At 35.1% G+C, this 17322-nt stretch carries 21 protein-coding genes; 13 read left to right on the top strand and 8 right to left on the bottom strand.

The genetic code is table 11. The features are described 5' to 3' along the window. Window positions 1-222: 222 nt before the first annotated feature. Complete coding sequence (locus ACUL40_RS02500; protein WP_000984754.1) at window positions 223-1008, bottom strand: GNAT family N-acetyltransferase; 786 nt, start codon at window positions 1006-1008, stop codon at window positions 223-225. Window positions 1009-1140: 132 nt separating this feature from the next. On the opposite strand from ACUL40_RS02500, the gene ytfJ reads away from it, so the two are divergent. The 4 genes from ytfJ to ACUL40_RS02520 all read left to right on the top strand — a co-directional run bounded on the left by ytfJ (window position 1141) and on the right by ACUL40_RS02520 (window position 3157). Beyond that, window positions 1141-1566 carry a GerW family sporulation protein gene (gene ytfJ, locus ACUL40_RS02505; protein WP_000349991.1) on the top strand — a complete coding sequence of 142 codons (426 nt, stop codon included), beginning with the start codon at window positions 1141-1143 and terminating at the stop codon, window positions 1564-1566. A 160-nt stretch (window positions 1567-1726) separates the two neighbouring features. Continuing rightward, on the top strand, window positions 1727-2503 hold the full coding sequence (locus tag ACUL40_RS02510) for an oxalate:formate antiporter (protein WP_000014087.1): 777 nt from the start codon (window positions 1727-1729) through the stop codon (window positions 2501-2503). A gap of 51 nt (window positions 2504-2554) precedes the next feature. Beyond that, window positions 2555-2875, top strand: a complete 321-nt coding sequence (locus ACUL40_RS02515) for a hypothetical protein (RefSeq protein ID WP_000761174.1) — start codon at window positions 2555-2557, stop codon at window positions 2873-2875. A gap of 69 nt (window positions 2876-2944) precedes the next feature. Then, entirely contained in the window at window positions 2945-3157 is a 213-nt protein-coding gene (locus tag ACUL40_RS02520; protein ID WP_000798747.1) for a hypothetical protein, read from the top strand. Between the two features lie 29 nt (window positions 3158-3186). On the opposite strand, the gene ACUL40_RS02525 is transcribed toward ACUL40_RS02520, so the two are convergent. Continuing rightward, window positions 3187-3525 (bottom strand): hypothetical protein, encoded by a 339-nt coding sequence (locus ACUL40_RS02525; protein ID WP_001253200.1) that lies wholly within the window; start codon window positions 3523-3525, stop codon window positions 3187-3189. A gap of 205 nt (window positions 3526-3730) precedes the next feature. Here ACUL40_RS02525 and ACUL40_RS02530 point away from each other — a divergent pair, with 205 nt between their 5' ends. The 6 genes from ACUL40_RS02530 to ACUL40_RS02555 all read left to right on the top strand — a co-directional run bounded on the left by ACUL40_RS02530 (window position 3731) and on the right by ACUL40_RS02555 (window position 9468). Next, the gene (locus ACUL40_RS02530; protein ID WP_000160043.1) at window positions 3731-4411 is read left to right on the top strand and encodes a class I SAM-dependent methyltransferase; all 681 of its coding nucleotides are present in this window, start codon (window positions 3731-3733) and stop codon (window positions 4409-4411) included. 94 nt (window positions 4412-4505) lie between these two features. Further along, window positions 4506-6194, top strand: a complete 1689-nt coding sequence (locus ACUL40_RS02535; protein WP_014482011.1) for a formate--tetrahydrofolate ligase — start codon at window positions 4506-4508, stop codon at window positions 6192-6194. Between the two features lie 90 nt (window positions 6195-6284). Continuing rightward, window positions 6285-6812 (top strand): hypothetical protein, encoded by a 528-nt coding sequence (locus ACUL40_RS02540; protein ID WP_000460219.1) that lies wholly within the window; start codon window positions 6285-6287, stop codon window positions 6810-6812. 19 nt (window positions 6813-6831) lie between these two features. Then, a complete protein-coding gene (locus tag ACUL40_RS02545; protein WP_000588613.1) occupies window positions 6832-8001 on the top strand; it encodes a DEAD/DEAH box helicase in 1170 nt (389 codons plus the stop codon). A 218-nt stretch (window positions 8002-8219) separates the two neighbouring features. After that, on the top strand, window positions 8220-9029 hold the full coding sequence (locus ACUL40_RS02550; RefSeq protein WP_000375204.1) for a sugar phosphate isomerase/epimerase family protein: 810 nt from the start codon (window positions 8220-8222) through the stop codon (window positions 9027-9029). Between the two features lie 55 nt (window positions 9030-9084). Further along, complete coding sequence (locus ACUL40_RS02555; RefSeq protein WP_072770259.1) at window positions 9085-9468, top strand: VOC family protein; 384 nt, start codon at window positions 9085-9087, stop codon at window positions 9466-9468. Between the two features lie 45 nt (window positions 9469-9513). Here the strand turns inward: ACUL40_RS02555 and ACUL40_RS02560 are convergent, their stop codons facing one another. Together ACUL40_RS02560 and ACUL40_RS02565 are read right to left on the bottom strand one after the other, a co-directional pair. After that, window positions 9514-10152, bottom strand: a complete 639-nt coding sequence (locus ACUL40_RS02560; RefSeq protein WP_065211624.1) for a hydrolase — start codon at window positions 10150-10152, stop codon at window positions 9514-9516. Between the two features lie 29 nt (window positions 10153-10181). Continuing rightward, window positions 10182-11168, bottom strand: coding sequence for a quinone oxidoreductase family protein (locus ACUL40_RS02565; protein ID WP_000644629.1), 987 nt, complete (start codon window positions 11166-11168; stop codon window positions 10182-10184). 208 nt (window positions 11169-11376) lie between these two features. Between ACUL40_RS02565 and ACUL40_RS02570 the strand changes: the two genes are divergently transcribed. Then, window positions 11377-11955, top strand: coding sequence for a sigma-70 family RNA polymerase sigma factor (locus tag ACUL40_RS02570; protein ID WP_445422968.1), 579 nt, complete (start codon window positions 11377-11379; stop codon window positions 11953-11955). After that, on the top strand, window positions 11952-12632 hold the full coding sequence (locus ACUL40_RS02575; protein WP_000050701.1) for a DUF3600 domain-containing protein: 681 nt from the start codon (window positions 11952-11954) through the stop codon (window positions 12630-12632). Before ACUL40_RS02570 ends, ACUL40_RS02575 begins: the two co-directional genes overlap by 4 nt. Window positions 12633-12735: 103 nt before the next feature. Here ACUL40_RS02575 and ACUL40_RS02580 read toward each other — a convergent pair whose 3' ends face one another. The 4 genes from ACUL40_RS02580 to ACUL40_RS02595 all read right to left on the bottom strand — a co-directional run bounded on the left by ACUL40_RS02580 (window position 12736) and on the right by ACUL40_RS02595 (window position 16589). Beyond that, entirely contained in the window at window positions 12736-14682 is a 1947-nt protein-coding gene (locus tag ACUL40_RS02580) for an ABC1 kinase family protein (protein WP_000466006.1), read from the bottom strand. Window positions 14683-14792: 110 nt separating this feature from the next. Next, on the bottom strand, window positions 14793-15227 hold the full coding sequence (locus ACUL40_RS02585; protein WP_001170914.1) for a hypothetical protein: 435 nt from the start codon (window positions 15225-15227) through the stop codon (window positions 14793-14795). Between the two features lie 85 nt (window positions 15228-15312). After that, a complete protein-coding gene (locus tag ACUL40_RS02590; RefSeq protein WP_000754964.1) occupies window positions 15313-16284 on the bottom strand; it encodes an MBL fold metallo-hydrolase in 972 nt (323 codons plus the stop codon). Between the two features lie 95 nt (window positions 16285-16379). Then, window positions 16380-16589: a DUF3925 domain-containing protein gene (locus ACUL40_RS02595; protein WP_000844985.1), complete on the bottom strand. Its 210-nt coding sequence runs from the start codon at window positions 16587-16589 to the stop codon at window positions 16380-16382. A 224-nt stretch (window positions 16590-16813) separates the two neighbouring features. Here ACUL40_RS02595 and bsaA point away from each other — a divergent pair, with 224 nt between their 5' ends. Continuing rightward, a complete protein-coding gene (gene bsaA, locus ACUL40_RS02600; RefSeq protein ID WP_000219440.1) occupies window positions 16814-17296 on the top strand; it encodes a glutathione peroxidase in 483 nt (160 codons plus the stop codon). Window positions 17297-17322 lie beyond the last annotated feature (26 nt).

Below are 17322 nucleotides of genomic sequence, written 5' to 3' on the forward strand. Positions count from 1 at the left end.
AGCGGAAAGAATTTGAGAATAAACAGGTAGCCTCAATTGCTGGAGTAGATGCAACAATTGGGGCGTTTATCTGTCTAAATTTAGTTTGAATACATGACATGTTTTAGTTAGGGGCACGGCTTTACAAGTAGTTTCTCCATCTTCATAATAACGGTGTGAGTTATTTTGTAATTTGCTTGTATTACTAAGTTACAACTATTTCCTCTTATAGAGTACTTCTTATTATCGATACATCGTCCACATTCCAATGTCTTTAAATCCTAGTCGTTTATAAATTCGTCCAGCAGCTGGATTGTTATAAAATAAACAAAGTGTTCGGTCTTCTTTCGTAAAGTCTTGGATCATTTTTTGTAATATGAGTGAAGCGTAACCATTTCCGCGATAATTCGGGTGTGTACATACACCAACTACCATAGCGGATAATGAATTTTCAGCGGAAGTAGAGGCGGATGCGATGATCACGCCATCTTTTTCAATATAGTATGTGCGTCCTGTATTTGTTTCGATAGCCTGCCTTAATATTTTCTCTGATTCATTGGTAGTCGGAAATTCAGCGATGTCACTTCGTAATTTCATAATTCGCTCTATATCATCTAGTGAGGCAAGTTTAATTGTTTCATGAATTGGTGTGCTAGGTAAGTTGTTGTCATTTAGACATTCGCAAAAATACATTTCATTTTTAGTACCTAGTTGTATATTTGAAGCAGTTTCAAATTGTTCTACGATAGTTGACTTACCAGAGAGTTTAAGTGGCTTATATGCGGAAAGAAGTGCCTCATAATCAGTGGTAATAAATTCTTCTTTACTATAGGGTATAAATGAATCGTGGAATCGGAGTAGAATTGATTTTAATGTTCCATTCTCTTTAAATACTCCCCATAATTCTTGAAAATCTGTGTCATAACCGAAAGCTTCAATATCTCCAATAATAAACAAGTTAAGGGCTGCTTCTTCTTTTAGATAAGCGAATACTTGTTCATGATCTTTCTTTGTTAATTTTCGCATCATAACGAATCGACCTCTTTTTTTATTTTTCTAAATATTATAACTTGAGTTTTTTGAAATCAATATAAAATTTTATGTTTAGTTCACAAACTTTCGGAAAAACTAGGAAAGATATGACAAAGGAGGTTATGAACGGTGGATCATCCAATTCAAGGGTTAATGAAAGCAGCAATGGAAAATTTAAAAGAAATGGTTGATGTAAATACGATTGTTGGAGAGCCTGTTCAAACGGCTGACGGTGGTGTGGTGTTAACTGTTTCTAAAGTAGCGTTCGGTTTTGGAGCAGGAGGTTCTGATTTCCAAACGAATGATGGACAAAGAGCGAACGGTAACCCTGCATTTGGTGGCGGTAGCGCGGGTGGTGTTTCGATTACACCAGTAGCATTTCTTGTGGTGAATAAAGATGGAGTAAATATTCTACATCTACAAAATGCGACACATTTAGCAGAAAAAATGATTGAATTAGCTCCACAAACAATTGATAAAATTCAATCGATGTTCCAAAAAGAAGAAAAGAAAGAGGGAAATCATCATCCTCAAAACCCTGATGAAATCCTTTAAAAACGCCTGCTTATGAGCAGGCGTTTTTTCTTGTAATCACTATGTAATAAAACACATGAAATTGTAAATAGTTTTTGAAGTTTTTTCTATGTTTCTAAAATTTTTCATGTTAAAATATGCTATAGAATTGAAACATATAAAACGAAGGTGGCTAGGTGCTTTGTCTGGAGGATCTGACCAAGTAAAGAATATGATATATATTAATGGTAATCGTCGAGGTCATTGTTTTATTACATCAGGAATTACGTTTAAAGAGTTTGCGAGTAACATCCCTTCACCGCTTCATCAAGTGTTGCTTTTAAAGCACAACTTTGAATGGACGGATTTTCATTATCATACTTTATTTGAATATGTTGAGGAAGAAAATATACATAAGTTAATTCAAGCAGAGATTGATGAATTTGATGAATTTTGTTGGGTAGATTTTGATGATGCAAGCGATTTAGATGAATTAGAGCCGAAAGAAATTGCAGAATTATTATATTTGGCTCACAAAAAAGAACCACTTGCAAGAACATTCTTTCCGCTGTTGAAAAATAGATTTGTTTATTTTTCACATGATGACGGATGGTACAACAAAGTGTATTATCGTAGAATTGCTGATTTTGTAGGAATGTTAAGTAAAGTCATTCCGTATAAACTCGGTGCTTTCGGTAAGAAACGTTTTTCTTTCTTCCAAAAATCAAAAATTTTCCCAGCGATTTCAAAAGAATTGATTATGGGACTTATTCCACTCATGGAAGATGGTCTTTACATAGATCTAGCAGGGAAGATTGAGTCAAGAAGAGGTCTTGAAATTCCGGTATATGTAGTTGGTTCGTATGAAAGTACGGATGAGGTGTTAGATAATATCGATGAATTGAAAGAGGAAGCAACAGAAACAGGTTGGCTCATTTTTGATAAGAAAGAACAAGAGTGGCAATGGGTTGTTGACTAAGAAAACTTGGCGTATGAAGTCAAGTTTTCTTGTCATTTGAAAGGAGTACAAATGAAGAAATATTATACAATTGTGGGTATTATAAGTATTATTCTCGTGGCAATATTACTTATAACTTGTCCGAAAGAATCAGATTTTAAAGTGTATGTACAGGATAAGTATGCGTTGAATTGTAATGAGAGTAGTTTTGAATGCACGCAAAATGTAGATGGTAAAAAAGAAAAACTACAATTTGAAAGTACAGATGCACGAAATGGTGTATTCTTTATGACTGTAAAGCAAACATTTAAAACAGAAGCTGGTGTCTCAAAAGAATATAGCGGAGTAGGAATGTTTGGTACATTTCTTTTTGTTTCAGAGAAGACTTTCTAGTAATAGAAGGTCTTTTTTTTATGCTTATGTTCATATAGATGAAGTAAGACAAGCATAGGAGGGGTATTGATGAAGAACACATGTATCGTTTGTGGCGGTGAGGAGTTTTTTTCCTCAACGTTATATGCACGTACGAAACAAGATTGGGCATATGCACCAAACATGTATCGATTTGAAAAAGTATTTATTGAGCATCGAGATGAAGAAAATTATCCAGTGTTTCAAGAAATTACAGCGAAACATTGTTGTGGATGCGGCCATATTATGTTGTATCATGAATGAACACACCAAGTATGACTTGGTGTGTTTTTTTAAAACGCTGACAAAGCAAGCGGATAAAATAAAGTGAATAAAACAGAAAAACTACCAAAACCAATTGCTGTATATCCAAGTGTTCTTGCTCCGAAATTGACAGCTAATAGGCCAACTAAAATTGCTAGGGAGCCGAGCGTAACTGGATAAAAAGCAATGGAGAATAACGAAAGAAATAAAGCGACATAGCCTACCATTGCACCGGTATTTGTACCTTCTATCTCATTTGCAATTTCTTTACGCTTATGTCTAATTGGAATGCCAGCTGGTGATATTTCAGCTGCATACTCTTCGTTTTTTTCACCACTTTTAAAATGATGATTTCTCTTTCTTCGCATGTACATCCCTCTCTTTCAATTGGGTGTACCTATAGTATCTTTCATAAAGAGAAGAACATGAGTATGAGTTAAACCCAAGTAAAGCAAAAATTGGAGAATAAAGATTCCTTCATTAGCATGTATATCTCCTTATGAAGATAAAACAGGAATTTTGGAAAATGATGTAGAATGAAATGAGTGATAAAGCGTGAAGGTAGGGGAATGTATGACGAAATTTAATTGGCATGAATCAGCAGAAAAGAAATGGGATAGTAGCGCAGAGTTTTGGAATCAAAATAGTCAAGAGATGTGGGACAGTGGTAGCAGAAGTACAATTATTCCGTTTTTTGAACAATACGTGAAGAAAGAAGCACAAGTGCTCGATGTTGGTTGTGGTGATGGGTACGGTACATATAAATTAAGTCGCGCAGGCTATAAAGCAGTGGGAGTAGATTTATCGGAAGTGATGATTCAAAAAGGTAAGGAGCGCGGAGAAGGACCAAATTTATCTTTTATAAAAGGAGATCTTTCTGCATTACCATTTGAAAATGAGCAATTTGAATCAATTATGGCAATTAATTCTTTAGAATGGACGGAAGAGCCATTACGAGCGTTAAATGAAATAAAGCGTGTGTTAAAGAAAGATGGATATGCATGTATTGCAATTTTAGGGCCGACAGCAAAGCCACGAGAGAACAGTTATCCTCGCTTGTATGGAAAAGACGTTGTTTGTAATACGATGATGCCTTGGGAATTTGAACAGTTAGCGAAAGAACAAGGTTTTAAAGTTATAGATGGCATCGGCGTATATAAGCGCGGAGTAAATGAGAAGATGTTAGGTCAACTACCTACAGAGTTACAACAATCGTTAACATTCTTATGGGTATTTATGTTAAAAAACGTATAAAGAAATGAAAGAATTTTTAGGAGGTAAATAAGTGCAGAAAATACAAAAAACTGATACAATATCATCAGAACCAATTAAAGGGGGACTAGGGTATATGACAACTACTACAACAGTGAAATCCGATATTGAAATCGCACAAGAAGCGAGTATGAAGAAGATTCAAGAAATTGCAGCTGATTTAAATATTTTAGAAGATGAATTAGAGCCATACGGGCATTATAAAGGTAAGTTATCTCTTGATATTTTTAAGCGCTTACAAGATGAGAAAGACGGTAAAGTTGTTTTAGTAACAGCGATTAACCCAACTCCAGCTGGAGAAGGTAAATCAACAGTAACAGTTGGTTTAGGTCAAGCTTTTAACAAAATTGGTAAGAAAACAGTAATTGCACTTCGTGAACCATCTCTTGGACCGACGATGGGATTAAAAGGTGGAGCAGCAGGTGGCGGTTTTTCACAAGTCGTACCAATGGAAGACATTAACCTTCACTTTACTGGAGATATCCATGCGATCACAACTGCCAATAACGCATTAGCAGCGTTTATTGATAATCATATCCAACAAGGAAACACACTTGGAATTGATACGCGTAAAATCGTTTGGAAACGCTGTGTTGACTTAAATGATCGTGCCCTTCGTAACGTAGTAATTGGTCTTGGTGGACCTGTACAAGGTGTACCACGTGAAGACGGTTTTGACATTACAGTAGCATCTGAAATTATGGCCGTATTCTGCCTTGCAACAGATATTCAAGACTTAAAAGCGCGTCTATCTCGCATCGTAGTTGCTTATAACTTTGCAAATCAACCTGTAACGGTTAAAGATTTAGGTGTAGAAGGTGCGTTAACACTATTATTAAAAGACGCATTAAAGCCGAACTTAGTACAAACGTTAGAAAATACACCAGCTATCATTCATGGCGGACCATTTGCGAATATCGCTCACGGTTGTAACAGTGTTATCGCTACAACAATGGCAGCAAAATTAGGTGATTATGTTATTACAGAGGCTGGATTCGGTGCTGATTTAGGCGCTGAGAAGTTTTTAGATATTAAAGCTCGTGCAGCTGGCATTAAACCAGAAGCAGTTGTTATTGTTGCGACGATTCGTGCGCTTAAAATGCATGGCGGCGTTGCAAAAGATCAATTAAAAGAAGAAAATGTAGATGCATTAGCAAAAGGTATGGAAAACTTACAGAAGCATGTTGAAACAATTCAAAGCTTCGGTGTGCCTTTCGTAATTGCAATTAATAAATTCATTACAGATACAGATGCAGAAGTTACATACTTACAAGAGTGGTGTAATGAGCGTGGCTATGCAGTATCCTTAACAGAAGTTTGGGAGAAAGGTGGCCAAGGCGGAGTTGACCTTGCTGAAAAAGTACTAAAAGAAATCGAAAAAGGTGAAAACAACTACGCACCACTTTATGAATTAGAATTACCATTAGAAGAAAAAATTCGTACAATTGCTCAAAAAGTATATGGCGCAAAAGATATTGAATTTGCTCCGAAAGCACGTAAGCAATTAGCTCAATATGAAGGAGAAGGTTGGAGTAATCTACCAGTTTGTATGGCGAAAACACAATACTCTCTTTCTGACGATGCAACAAAATTAGGTCGTCCATCTGACTTTATCGTTACAATTCGTGAGCTAAAACCATCTATCGGTGCAGGCTTTATCGTTGCGTTAACAGGTACAATGTTAACAATGCCAGGTCTTCCAAAACAGCCAGCAGCACTTCAAATGGATGTAAATGAAGATGGAAAAGCAGTAGGTTTATTCTAAAAGGTTGTAATTCATCTCGTTTATCTGTAAACTATATATACATCAAGTGGCGCCTTTCCATCGAAAGGCGCCTGTTTTTTGGAGGAAATTATGTTTGATCCAACTGCTTTTGACAATTTAAAAGTAATCGTAGAAGGTGCTGTGTATGATTTTGATCTACATGGAGATATTCTTGTAACAGATCGAAAAGATATGATGGATCTTGCTTCATTAAGTCGCATATATCATATCTCATTTCAATTAACAGAACCGTTTGAACCATTAGTAGAAGCAACATTTTCATTATCTGTGGATGCAAAGAACTTGTCTGGTGAAATACTAGAAGTGCCTCAGTTTACACCAGGTTGTGAGATGAAGCTAGCATTTTCATTCCCGTTAGAACAACCAGAAGTAAAATGCGAAGAAATTGAAACATTAATGCGTTCTATATGGGGAAAAGAAAGAATGATTATGCAGAAAGTTTCATACGAATATAATAAGCAAGCGATTTCATATCATAATAAGGTAGAGGTTCTATTTCAAAAAGCGATTACAGAAGACCATGTTGATGATTTAATAGCTGTTATTTCACACATGATAGAAACGGTGCGAACAATACAGCATTTTCTTCAAAAATAGAGATAAAGGAGAAAAACAAATGATAAAAGATATGCAACCATTTTTACAACAAGCTTGGGAGAAGGCTGGTTTTAAAGAGTTAACTGAAATTCAAAAACAAGCGATTCCAACTATTTTAGAAGGACAAGACGTTATAGCTGAATCTCCAACTGGAACAGGAAAAACATTAGCGTACTTATTACCCCTTTTACATAAAATTAATCCTGAAGTAAAACAGCCACAAGTTGTTGTTTTAGCGCCAACACGTGAACTTGTAATGCAAATTCATGAAGAGGTTCAAAAGTTTACAGCAGGAACTGAAATTTCAGGTGCATCTTTAATTGGTGGTGCAGATATTAAGCGCCAAGTTGAAAAATTAAAGAAACACCCAAGAGTAATTGTCGGTTCACCAGGCCGTATTTTAGAATTAATTCGTATGAAAAAGCTAAAAATGCATGAAGTAAAAACAATTGTATTTGATGAGTTTGATCAAATTGTAAAGCAAAAAATGATGGGCGCAGTGCAAGATGTAATTAAATCAACGATGCGCGATCGTCAATTAGTATTCTTCTCGGCGACAATGACAAAAGCGGCAGAAGATGCGGCACGTGATTTAGCAGTGGAACCACAATTAGTACGTGTAACACGTGCAGAATCAAAAAGCTTAGTTGAGCATACGTATATCATTTGTGAGCGACGCGAAAAAAATGATTACGTAAGAAGAATTATGCATATGGGCGATGTAAAAGCAGTTGCGTTCTTAAACGACCCATTCCGTTTAGATGAAATTACTGAGAAATTGAAATTCCGTAAAATGAAAGCAGCGGCTCTTCATGCAGAAGCAAGTAAACAAGAGCGTGAAGCGACAATGCGTGCTTTCCGCGGAGGGAAATTAGAAATTCTACTTGCTACTGATATTGCAGCACGCGGTATCGATATTGACGATTTAACACACGTAATTCATTTAGAGTTACCAGACACAGTAGACCAATATATTCACCGCTCAGGACGTACTGGACGTATGGGTAAAGAAGGAACTGTCGTGTCTCTTGTAACACCACAAGAAGAGCGTAAATTACTACAATTTGCGAAAAAACTAGGCATCGTATTTACGAAGCAAGAAATGTTCAAGGGATCATTTGTAGAAACGAAACCGAAAGCACCAAAGAAAAAGAAACCAGCATTTACTGGGAAGAAAAAGCCTAGATAAATGATAGGGAAGGCGTAACTATTTGTAGTTACGTCTTTTTTGTTTGTAAACAAGCGATAATGGGAATTGTATTAGTGTTTTTAATGTGCCTATCATATATATGCTTCTACTGGGAGTATCGAAAAAAGGGTAGTTTATTTATTTGGTTTATACGAGGAAATAATATAAAAAAAGTCGAATATTAAACTGACACGAAATAATAAAAAGAAGGTACACATATGGATAGGAAATTAGGAATGTTTTTAAATACGAAACATATTGAAGTAAACGAAGGAATACAAAAAGCAAGGGAATGGGATTTAGAATATATTCAATTATATGCTATGAATAAAAACTTTAACTTAGCTAATATCTCAATGGTAGAATGGAATGCTTTAAAGAAAAGCTTATCTTTTAATGGAATAAAGATTCCATCATTAGCAATTAGTTTTGGAGAAAATGGAATTATGGGAATAGAAGCTGAGAGTGCAATAGATCAGTTTAAATATATTACTGACAGAGGTTTGGGGCTTGGGGCAAAGATCATAACAGCTCATATGGGAAAAGTTCCAGATGATGAAAAAAGTGCCTACTATGATAAAATGCTACGTGTTTGTAATGAAATAGGGGACTTAGCGTTCAGATTTGGAGGATTCTTCGCCATTGAGACGGGATCTGAAAAAGCAATAGTATTAAAACGATTTTTAGAAACTGCAAACTCGAAAGGACTAGCTGTTAACTTTGACCCAGCAAATTTAATAAGTGATGTAAATGAAAATCCGGGAGAAGGTTTGTTACTACTAAAAGATTATATAGTACAAACTCATATTAAAGATTGTACAAAGGTGAAAAGCGATAGTTCAAGTAAGTATATTGAAGTCGCAGCAGGGAATGGTGAAGTAGATTTCGATATATTCTTCAAAGTATTAGATAAAATTGGATTCGACGGATATAACATGATTGAAAGAAATGATTATTTTGATGAACTGGATGGGATGAGTCAGTCGATAAATTTTGCAAAGAAGTACATACCAACTCAAAAGGAATAACGATAGTATTTGTAGAAAGCTACATAGAATATAAAAACCATTAGGGGGAAATGTAATGATCCATAAAGTAGGACAAATTATGTTATATGTAAATAATCAAGATGAGGCAGTAAATTTTTGGACGGAAAAGGTAGGGTTTCATGTAGTAGCAGAGGAAGATAACAAGCAAGGAATGAGATGGATTGAAATTGCTCCGACTAACGGTGCAGAAACGAGCATTATATTACATAATAAAGAAGTTATTTCTAAAATGAGCCCAGAATTGAATCTTGGTACACCGTCCTTAATGTTCTTCTCAGAAAATCTTGATCAATTATATACAGATTTAACAAATAAAAATATTACTGTTGGAGAAATGGTAACTATGCCTTCTGGTAAAGTGTTTAACTTTGCTGATAGCGAAGGGAATTATTTTGCGGTTATGGAGAAGAACCAATAATAATATTGCTATGTGAAAATCCCCCTCAAATATATTTGAGGGGGATTAAATTTTTGAAGTGGATTTTTCATTAGAGAGTTGTTTAATAAAAAATACTCCTTTTTCAATCGCTGTCTCAATATAGCCAACGATTTGGTCAAACGTAAATACTTGTAAGTCTTCATGCAAATGTTGCTTTGGATACAACATATCTTCAAAAAGATACTTTCGAAAAGCTAAAACGTTTTCTTTAGAAACCTCTTCAATATCCACAATGTGAGCCTCTTGATTGAGAAGAGAGAAAAGCTGTTGTTCTTGATCGTAATGATGAAGCAACTTTGCATTTAACAATTTAAAATCGTTATAGTACAGGGGTGCGATAGTTTCGTCATTCTCTATTCTATTTTTTAGCCAAGGTAGAAAAAATCCACTTAGCCAATTATCATCGGCAATGAGATGGGTATAATAGCCTAAAACAAATGGGGAATCTATATGTGATTCATATTTATGAAAAAATGAATCATAATCTATTCTTCTCGTATAGTTCTTCGTTGTACCGGCATAAAAATGTGAGGTTCCTTTTTCTTTTTTTGAATGAACAGCATCAGGGGCTACAGCTCCAAGTAAGAAAGAAGTCTTATCGTGAATAGATAGTTTCTCAGCAATACCGTTAGCGATAATAACATGCATAATTCGTGATCCCATGAATGCCACCTCTGTTTCCAGTATTCATTTCAGGAAGAGGACTGAACAGTTAGTATTACTTTCCCTGTACTTTTTCTACTTTCGACCCATTCATGTGCTTTCCCTGCATCTTGAAGTGGAAAAGATTTCGTAGCCTTAATTTGTAAACGTCCGTCACGCAAATAACGGAAAACTTCATTTGCAGTTTCTTGGAGCAGTTCAGGACGCTTTTTTCGTGTGGTTCCAAAGCTAAAACCGAGTATAGAGCGGCAACTTGCATGTAAATCTTTCGTTTGAAAGTTACCAATTTCACCGCTAGCATTACCGAAATGAACGAGGCGACCGTAATAAGCAAGGCAGTTTAAACTTCTTTCAGAAACAGTTCCAGAAATAGAGTCCAAAATAATATTCACTCCTTCTCCGTTTGTCAGCTCATTGACTTTCTCTACAAAATCTTCAGTTTGATGACAAATTACATAATCAGCTCCAGCATCTAAAACGATTTCTTTTTTCGTTTCACTTCCGACAGTACCGATAACTGTTCCAGCCCCTAATCGTTTTGCAAGTTGAATCGCGGTAGTACCAATTCCGCCAGCAGCTGCATGAATCAGCACGGATTCATTTTGTTGAAGCCTTGCAACATTCACGAGTAAATTATAGCTTGTGAAAGATACGATCGGACAAGCAGCTGCAGTTTGAAAGTCGACTTCATGGGGTAAAACGAAAGTGAGATTTTCATTTGAAACAACGTACTCTGCGTAAGATCCATTTTGAGGAAAAGCAATGACACGCTGTCCAGGTTGAATATTTTTCACATGAGAACCGACGCGTTCTACAATACCAGTTGCATCTATTCCTGGAATAAAAGGTAGTGCTTTATCTCCTTTTTTGCCATAACGTGATTTAATATCAGCGAAATTTACACTAGTAGCAACAACGCGAATTAAAACTTGATCTTCTGAAATAGCCGGTATATCCAAATCTGTATATTTCATCACTTCAGGACCACCGAACGACGTTACAACGATAGCTTTCATCATATATCCTCCTAAATTTGACTATATAAATCATTTTAAATCTTTATCAGAAATTGGAAAATTATATAATAGTTATGCGTGGTTATAAGTGAAGCTTATGAACTCATCGGATCATAATATTAATTTATATAAAAAATTTTTTCGGAAAAATCGAACGAAATATGAATTACTTGCCAATATATAGTGTAAGACAAAGGAGGGCTGGAATATGAAGGCTGAAATAGATTACGCACATTTAATTCGATTAACTTTATCAGGAAATAAAGAAGCGTATAGCGAATTGTATGATGTAACGATTCAAGAAGTATATAAAACAGCACATTTTTTAATTGAAGATAAAACGGATGTAGATGATGTCGTTCAAGAAGTATACATACAGCTATATGAATCGCTTCGTAAATATGATAGCGAGAAGCCATTTCGCCCTTGGCTAATTGGGCTTGCGATTAAACAAATTCATTCTTATAGAAGAAAGAGGTGGATGCGACTACGAATTATAAAAAAAGCAGAAGAGCAAAGAAAGGCAGTGCAAATTGATTTTTCTAACGATGTTGTAAGTAAAATATCAAACCAAAAACTAATCGAACTCATTCATAAATTACCGTATAAATTGAAACAAGTTATTATCTTAAGATACTTACACGAATATTCACAAGAAGAAGTAGCACAAATATTACATATTCCAATTGGTACAGTGAAGTCTAGAATTCATGCGGCATTAAAGAAACTACGTCAAAAAGAGCAAGTAGAAGAAATCTTTTTAGGAGAGGTAGGGAATGTGAAATGAGTTTAGATTGTAGAGTTAGAGAATCTATACGAGAAGAAGCGAAGGGGATTGTTGCCCCGCCGGAGTTAAAAGAAAAAGTAATTGTTCAAATCAAAATGAATCGCGGGGGAAATAAGGTGAAGAAACGTCTTATCGCCGGAGTGCTTGCAGCAGCATTTTTAATCCCTACGACCGGTTTTACATATCAATCTATTATGGCGGATGGTATATACGGATCTTTTGAGAATTTAAAAAAACACGCCGGAGCGATGACGTTAGAAGCGTATATGCGTTTTAATGCAAAGTTATCAGAAGCGAAAGATGAAATGGACACGAAGGAATATGAGGAGTTTACAAAAGAACTAAAAAAATTAACAAATGCAAAGCTTGCGTACGGAGATTCGAATGGTAATATAGATTATGATGGATTATCACCAGCAAAAAGAGAAGAAATGAAAAAGGTAAGTATGGGCCTTCAACCATACTTTGATAAATTAAATGGTCATAAATCTAGTAAAGAAGTATTAACGCAAGAAGAGTTTGATCGCTATATGGAAGCTTTAATGACACATGAAATAGTACGAGTGAAGACAAAATCAACTGGTGCAATAAAAATAGAAGAAGTACCTGAGGCGTACAAAGAAAGATTTATTAAAGCGGAGCAGTTTATGGAGTATGTAGATGAAAAGGTGCGATAAGTAGAAAAGCTCAAAGCTTTCTTTCGTTTAACTATTACATATTGATTATGTAAACAATAAAAAATGAGTATACAATCTACGTGATTGTATACTCATTTTATTATTACTTAAATTTTCTTACCGCATGAATAGCGACTCTTACAAGTAATATCGCACTTATAAATAAACCACCGTAACCAACGACACTTAAAAATTGATCATTTGGCTCTGTCGCACTGTTTGCTAAATGCAATACGCCTACCGAAATCCCACCAAATGCAGTTCCAATAAACGCAATGAGGAATTGTGAGATAAATGTAGTAATAAACGATGCATTTGTTTCGTCAGAGAAAAAGCCAACCTTAACGGATAGTTCTCCGTTTTCTAGTTTTGAACTTAAATCATCTAGTTTTCTAGGAATGCGTCGCATGGCAGGTAACATAGCGAGTAATTCGTTTGTTGCAGCTTCTTTTAAACTAGAATAATTGTTAACTGGCATGAAACTAGCTGCATGATCTTTCGCAAAGCGTTTCGCTTCGTCCATTAAATTGAATTCGGGATTTAGTTGCAGCATCGTTCCTTCTAGCGTAATTAGAGAGCGGAAAGCCCCTGCAACCATTGGATAAAACGCTAATTCAAACTCAGCGATTATTTGAAACAACCCTTGAATAAATTCTTCAGAACCGTTTGTAGAGCCGTACGTACTTTGGATTAATAATTGGCTGATAGATTGTTCTAATCCTTCTTTATCAACATTTGGTTTCTTTTCAACTAATTGAAGCAGTCCATCAAGCAAGACATATGAATTTTTGCGCTCAAAGCCAATAAGTAGCCGCTTGAATGCATCTTGTTGTAGGGTTCCTAATCTTCCGACAGAACCGAAATCAAGTAATGCAGGAGTGCCATCACGAAGAATATACACATTACCTGGATGAGGGTCTGCATGGAAAATACCTTTAAAGAAAATTTGCTCTAAAATACAATCAAAGAGTTGCCGTTGTACTTTTTTCGTATCAATTTGTAATTCATTTAATAATGCTGACCCACTTTTAACACTTACTCCATCTAAAAATTCAAGCACAAGTATTTTTGAATTACTGTATTTTTTATATACTTTCGGTATTTTTACTTTCGTTTCACTATTTTTTAGTGAATCAGACACTTGTTCGAAGTTACGAGCCTCAATTTTGAAATCAATTTCTTCTTTCATTGCGATAGAGAAGCCATGTGCTAAATCAAGAAAGCCGATATTTTTAGCCCAAGTTGATTTGTTGGAAATCCATAAAGAAAAGTGAATTAAAATATCTAAGTCACGTTTAATTGTCTCAGAAATATTAGGACGTAGTAGTTTAACGACGACATCCTGGTCGTTTTCTTTCAACTTTGCTTTATGTACTTGGCCAATAGAGGCGGCAGCTAACGGTTCCATTTCAAAGGAGCTGAAGATTTCATCTTTTGGTGTATGTAGTTCCTTTTTCAATATTTCTTCAACTTGTTTTTGTGATAAACGTGTTACATTTTCCTGAAGGTTTGATAACTCGTGAATAAAAACAGGTGGTAATAAATCAGAGCGAGTTGATAAAACTTGTCCGAATTTAATAAATACACCACCGCATTCTTCTAGTGTATTTCGAAGTGAAGTGGCGAGCTTACGATCTGCTTCTGGTGAGCGCTTTAAAGCTAAATATTTTCCCATTCCGTGTTTTATTGCAATAGAAGAGACGCGCATATATCTTTTTTGTCTACCAATCTTAGCGAAGAATTTTGAAATAGGATTTCGGCTTTCCGTTACTACGTCATCCATTTCGCCACGTCTAATAGGATCAAATAATTCAAAAACTAGGTAACAAAGCATCGATACAATTAATGAGCTTCCTAGCCAAAAATATCTATCAACACCGACAACCGATTCATCTTGATAACGTAAATATAAAAACCAATACAGAGCAGACGTAAGTGAAACACCTACAGTGGCTGCACTTGCTTGTTTGAAAAGATTTAGTTTTGTACCAATGAGTCTACCACTAATAAAAGACATAATGACTGCTAGTAGAAAAAATTGAAAAAACATTGTATCATTCCTCCGAAATTTATTCGATAACTGTATTATACAGGAATATAAGTATTCTAAAAACAAGCCAAGGCAGTACAATCCTTGACTTGCACGATTAAATAGAGCATTCAATTATATTTTTTCATCGTTGCATTGTCCTTTTGTATAAAACAATCTAAAAGGGAATAACCAGCTATTAAACTAATAATCGTAACAAAAGTTGTATTTATTAGAATAATATTAACTAAATAAGGTAGGTATTCGGCAAGTGGTGAAAAGAGTAGTGCTGGGGAAAAGGAAATGAATAGTGTAGGCACTGTAATAGCAATAAATTTATCCGGTTGAAAGCTCCAGTTTTGTTTACTCGTTTCGCGATTAATAGATTGAAGGAATCGTAATAAAATGCCAACTATAAGAGGGAAGAGTGTAAAGTAGAATAATCTTGGATAAACGTTAAAGTTCACTTGTGCATCTGTATCTAAATAAAATTGAATTTTTACTCCTACAAATAATAATAAGACGATAAATAATGTGAAGCAGAGGTATAGCATCAATTTTTGCATTATATTCCACCATCCTTTACTCAAAATATATTCAAAAAAAGAAGAGATATACAATAACTACTGTTGTATATCTCTTCTTTTACTGTTAGTTAATAGTGGAGTTTGCTTTTTCTTGCTTCGTGAAATAATCAATAATGCCCATTGCGCTAATTTCTATATCTAAATGTAAAATATTATAAACGGAATGATCTGATGGAACGTTTAACTTTGTAAGATGAGAAGAGATTTTATCCATTAACAAAGTTTGTAAAGCTTTAGTCGCTTCATCGAAATCATTATACTTGTCAAAGACTTCCTTACCAGTCTGAACGAAAATAGGTAGCCAATGTTCCAATTGATTGTATACTTCTGTAACATGAGAGGATGCGCCGTAATGACCGAAATAAATAGTATCTACATTCATGCTTTGAATGTGATTTTTAGAAGCAATCATCGCATCTGGTTGGAATTGTGAAGGGGACGTTGATGGTAGATATAACTCTACATCAACGTCTGCGAGTTCTCTATAATAAATTCCAATTGTATCACCAGTAAAAATCCCGTTTGTTAATGAATCGTGAATGCTAATATGGTGCTTCGCATGTCCTGGTGTATCATAAAATGTAAGGGTGCGGTCTTTTGCAATTTTTAACATATCACCATGTTGTACAATATGAACACGTTCTTCTTCAATTGGAAGAATTGGGTCAAAGAGTTTATCGAAATCTTCTTTGTAGACAGCTTTTGCACCTAAAATAAGTTTTGTTGGATCAATCATATGACGAGCACCACGAGAATGCACATATAACGTAGCATTTGGGCACTTTTCCATCATTAAACCAGCTGCGCCAGCGTGATCTAAATGCACATGTGTAACGATAATGTTTTTAACATCGTTTAAATCAATATGTAATTGTTGTAAGCCGTCTAAAATATACGGAAGAGAAGGGGCTGCACAAGTTTCAATTAAAGTAATATCGTCACCTAATAAAACGTACGTACCTGTTCGTTCATTATGCTGTAAATCGAAATCATCAATAAGATATAGGTGAGAAGATAATTGCTCTACTTTTTTCATAGTTACCACTCCTTATATACTGCATGTTTTTATTATACGCTAAAATAGAAAAAAGGCAGAAAACGAAGCTCGTCTTCTGCCTTTTTGTAATATTATTATTTCGTTTGTTGTTTATTAACAGACATAATGAACAGTCCAACAATCCCGCCTACTAATGGAAGCATAATCTCTCCTGCTAAATTAAAGTAGGAGCTTAAGAATAAACCATTTACATCGATTACCCAGCCAGTAACATACAATAACATCATATATAGTACGAAATAAAACTCGCGATTTGAAATCGTTTCATGTTGTGCAGTTTTCATAATGAACACCATCCTTTTCTTTTATAATGGAATATAAACTGTCACATTTTGTTCACAATTCAATTGTAAAACTTTCCATCATAAAAGTCTAGTAGTTTGTGTCGAATTTTCGAACAGAAATAAAGCGCTATCATTACAACTTATAAGTACGTAATAAGAGCTGTATATTCACGAATGTAGTATAGTATAAACATAGAATGATAGTGAAGAGAGGGGCAAAGACAATGACAGTTTATGATTTTTCAGCTAAAACAATTACAGGTGAAGAAAAATCGTTAAAAGATTACAAAGGAAAAGCACTTCTTATTGTCAATGTAGCTAGCAAATGTGGTTTCACACCACAATATAAAGGATTACAAGAGGTATATGATAAATATAAAGACCAAGGACTCGAAATACTCGGATTTCCTTGTAACCAATTCGGGGGACAAGAACCAGGTACAGAAGCGGACATTACTAGTTTTTGTGAATTAAACTACGGTGTAAACTTCCCGATGTTTGCAAAGGTTGATGTGAAAGGTGATAAGGCTCACCCTCTATATACATACATGACAGAACAAGCACCAGGTTTACTTGGTATGAAAGCAGTGAAATGGAATTTTACAAAGTTTTTAATCGGAAAAGACGGGAAAGTAGTAGGGCGTTTTGCTCCGCAGACGAAGCCGGTAGATTTAGAGGTTGAGATTGAGAAGGTGCTTGGAGAATAATTAGGAGTTTCACTTTATTAAAAAAC

The organism is Bacillus sp. KNSH39 (genome assembly GCF_052656585.1).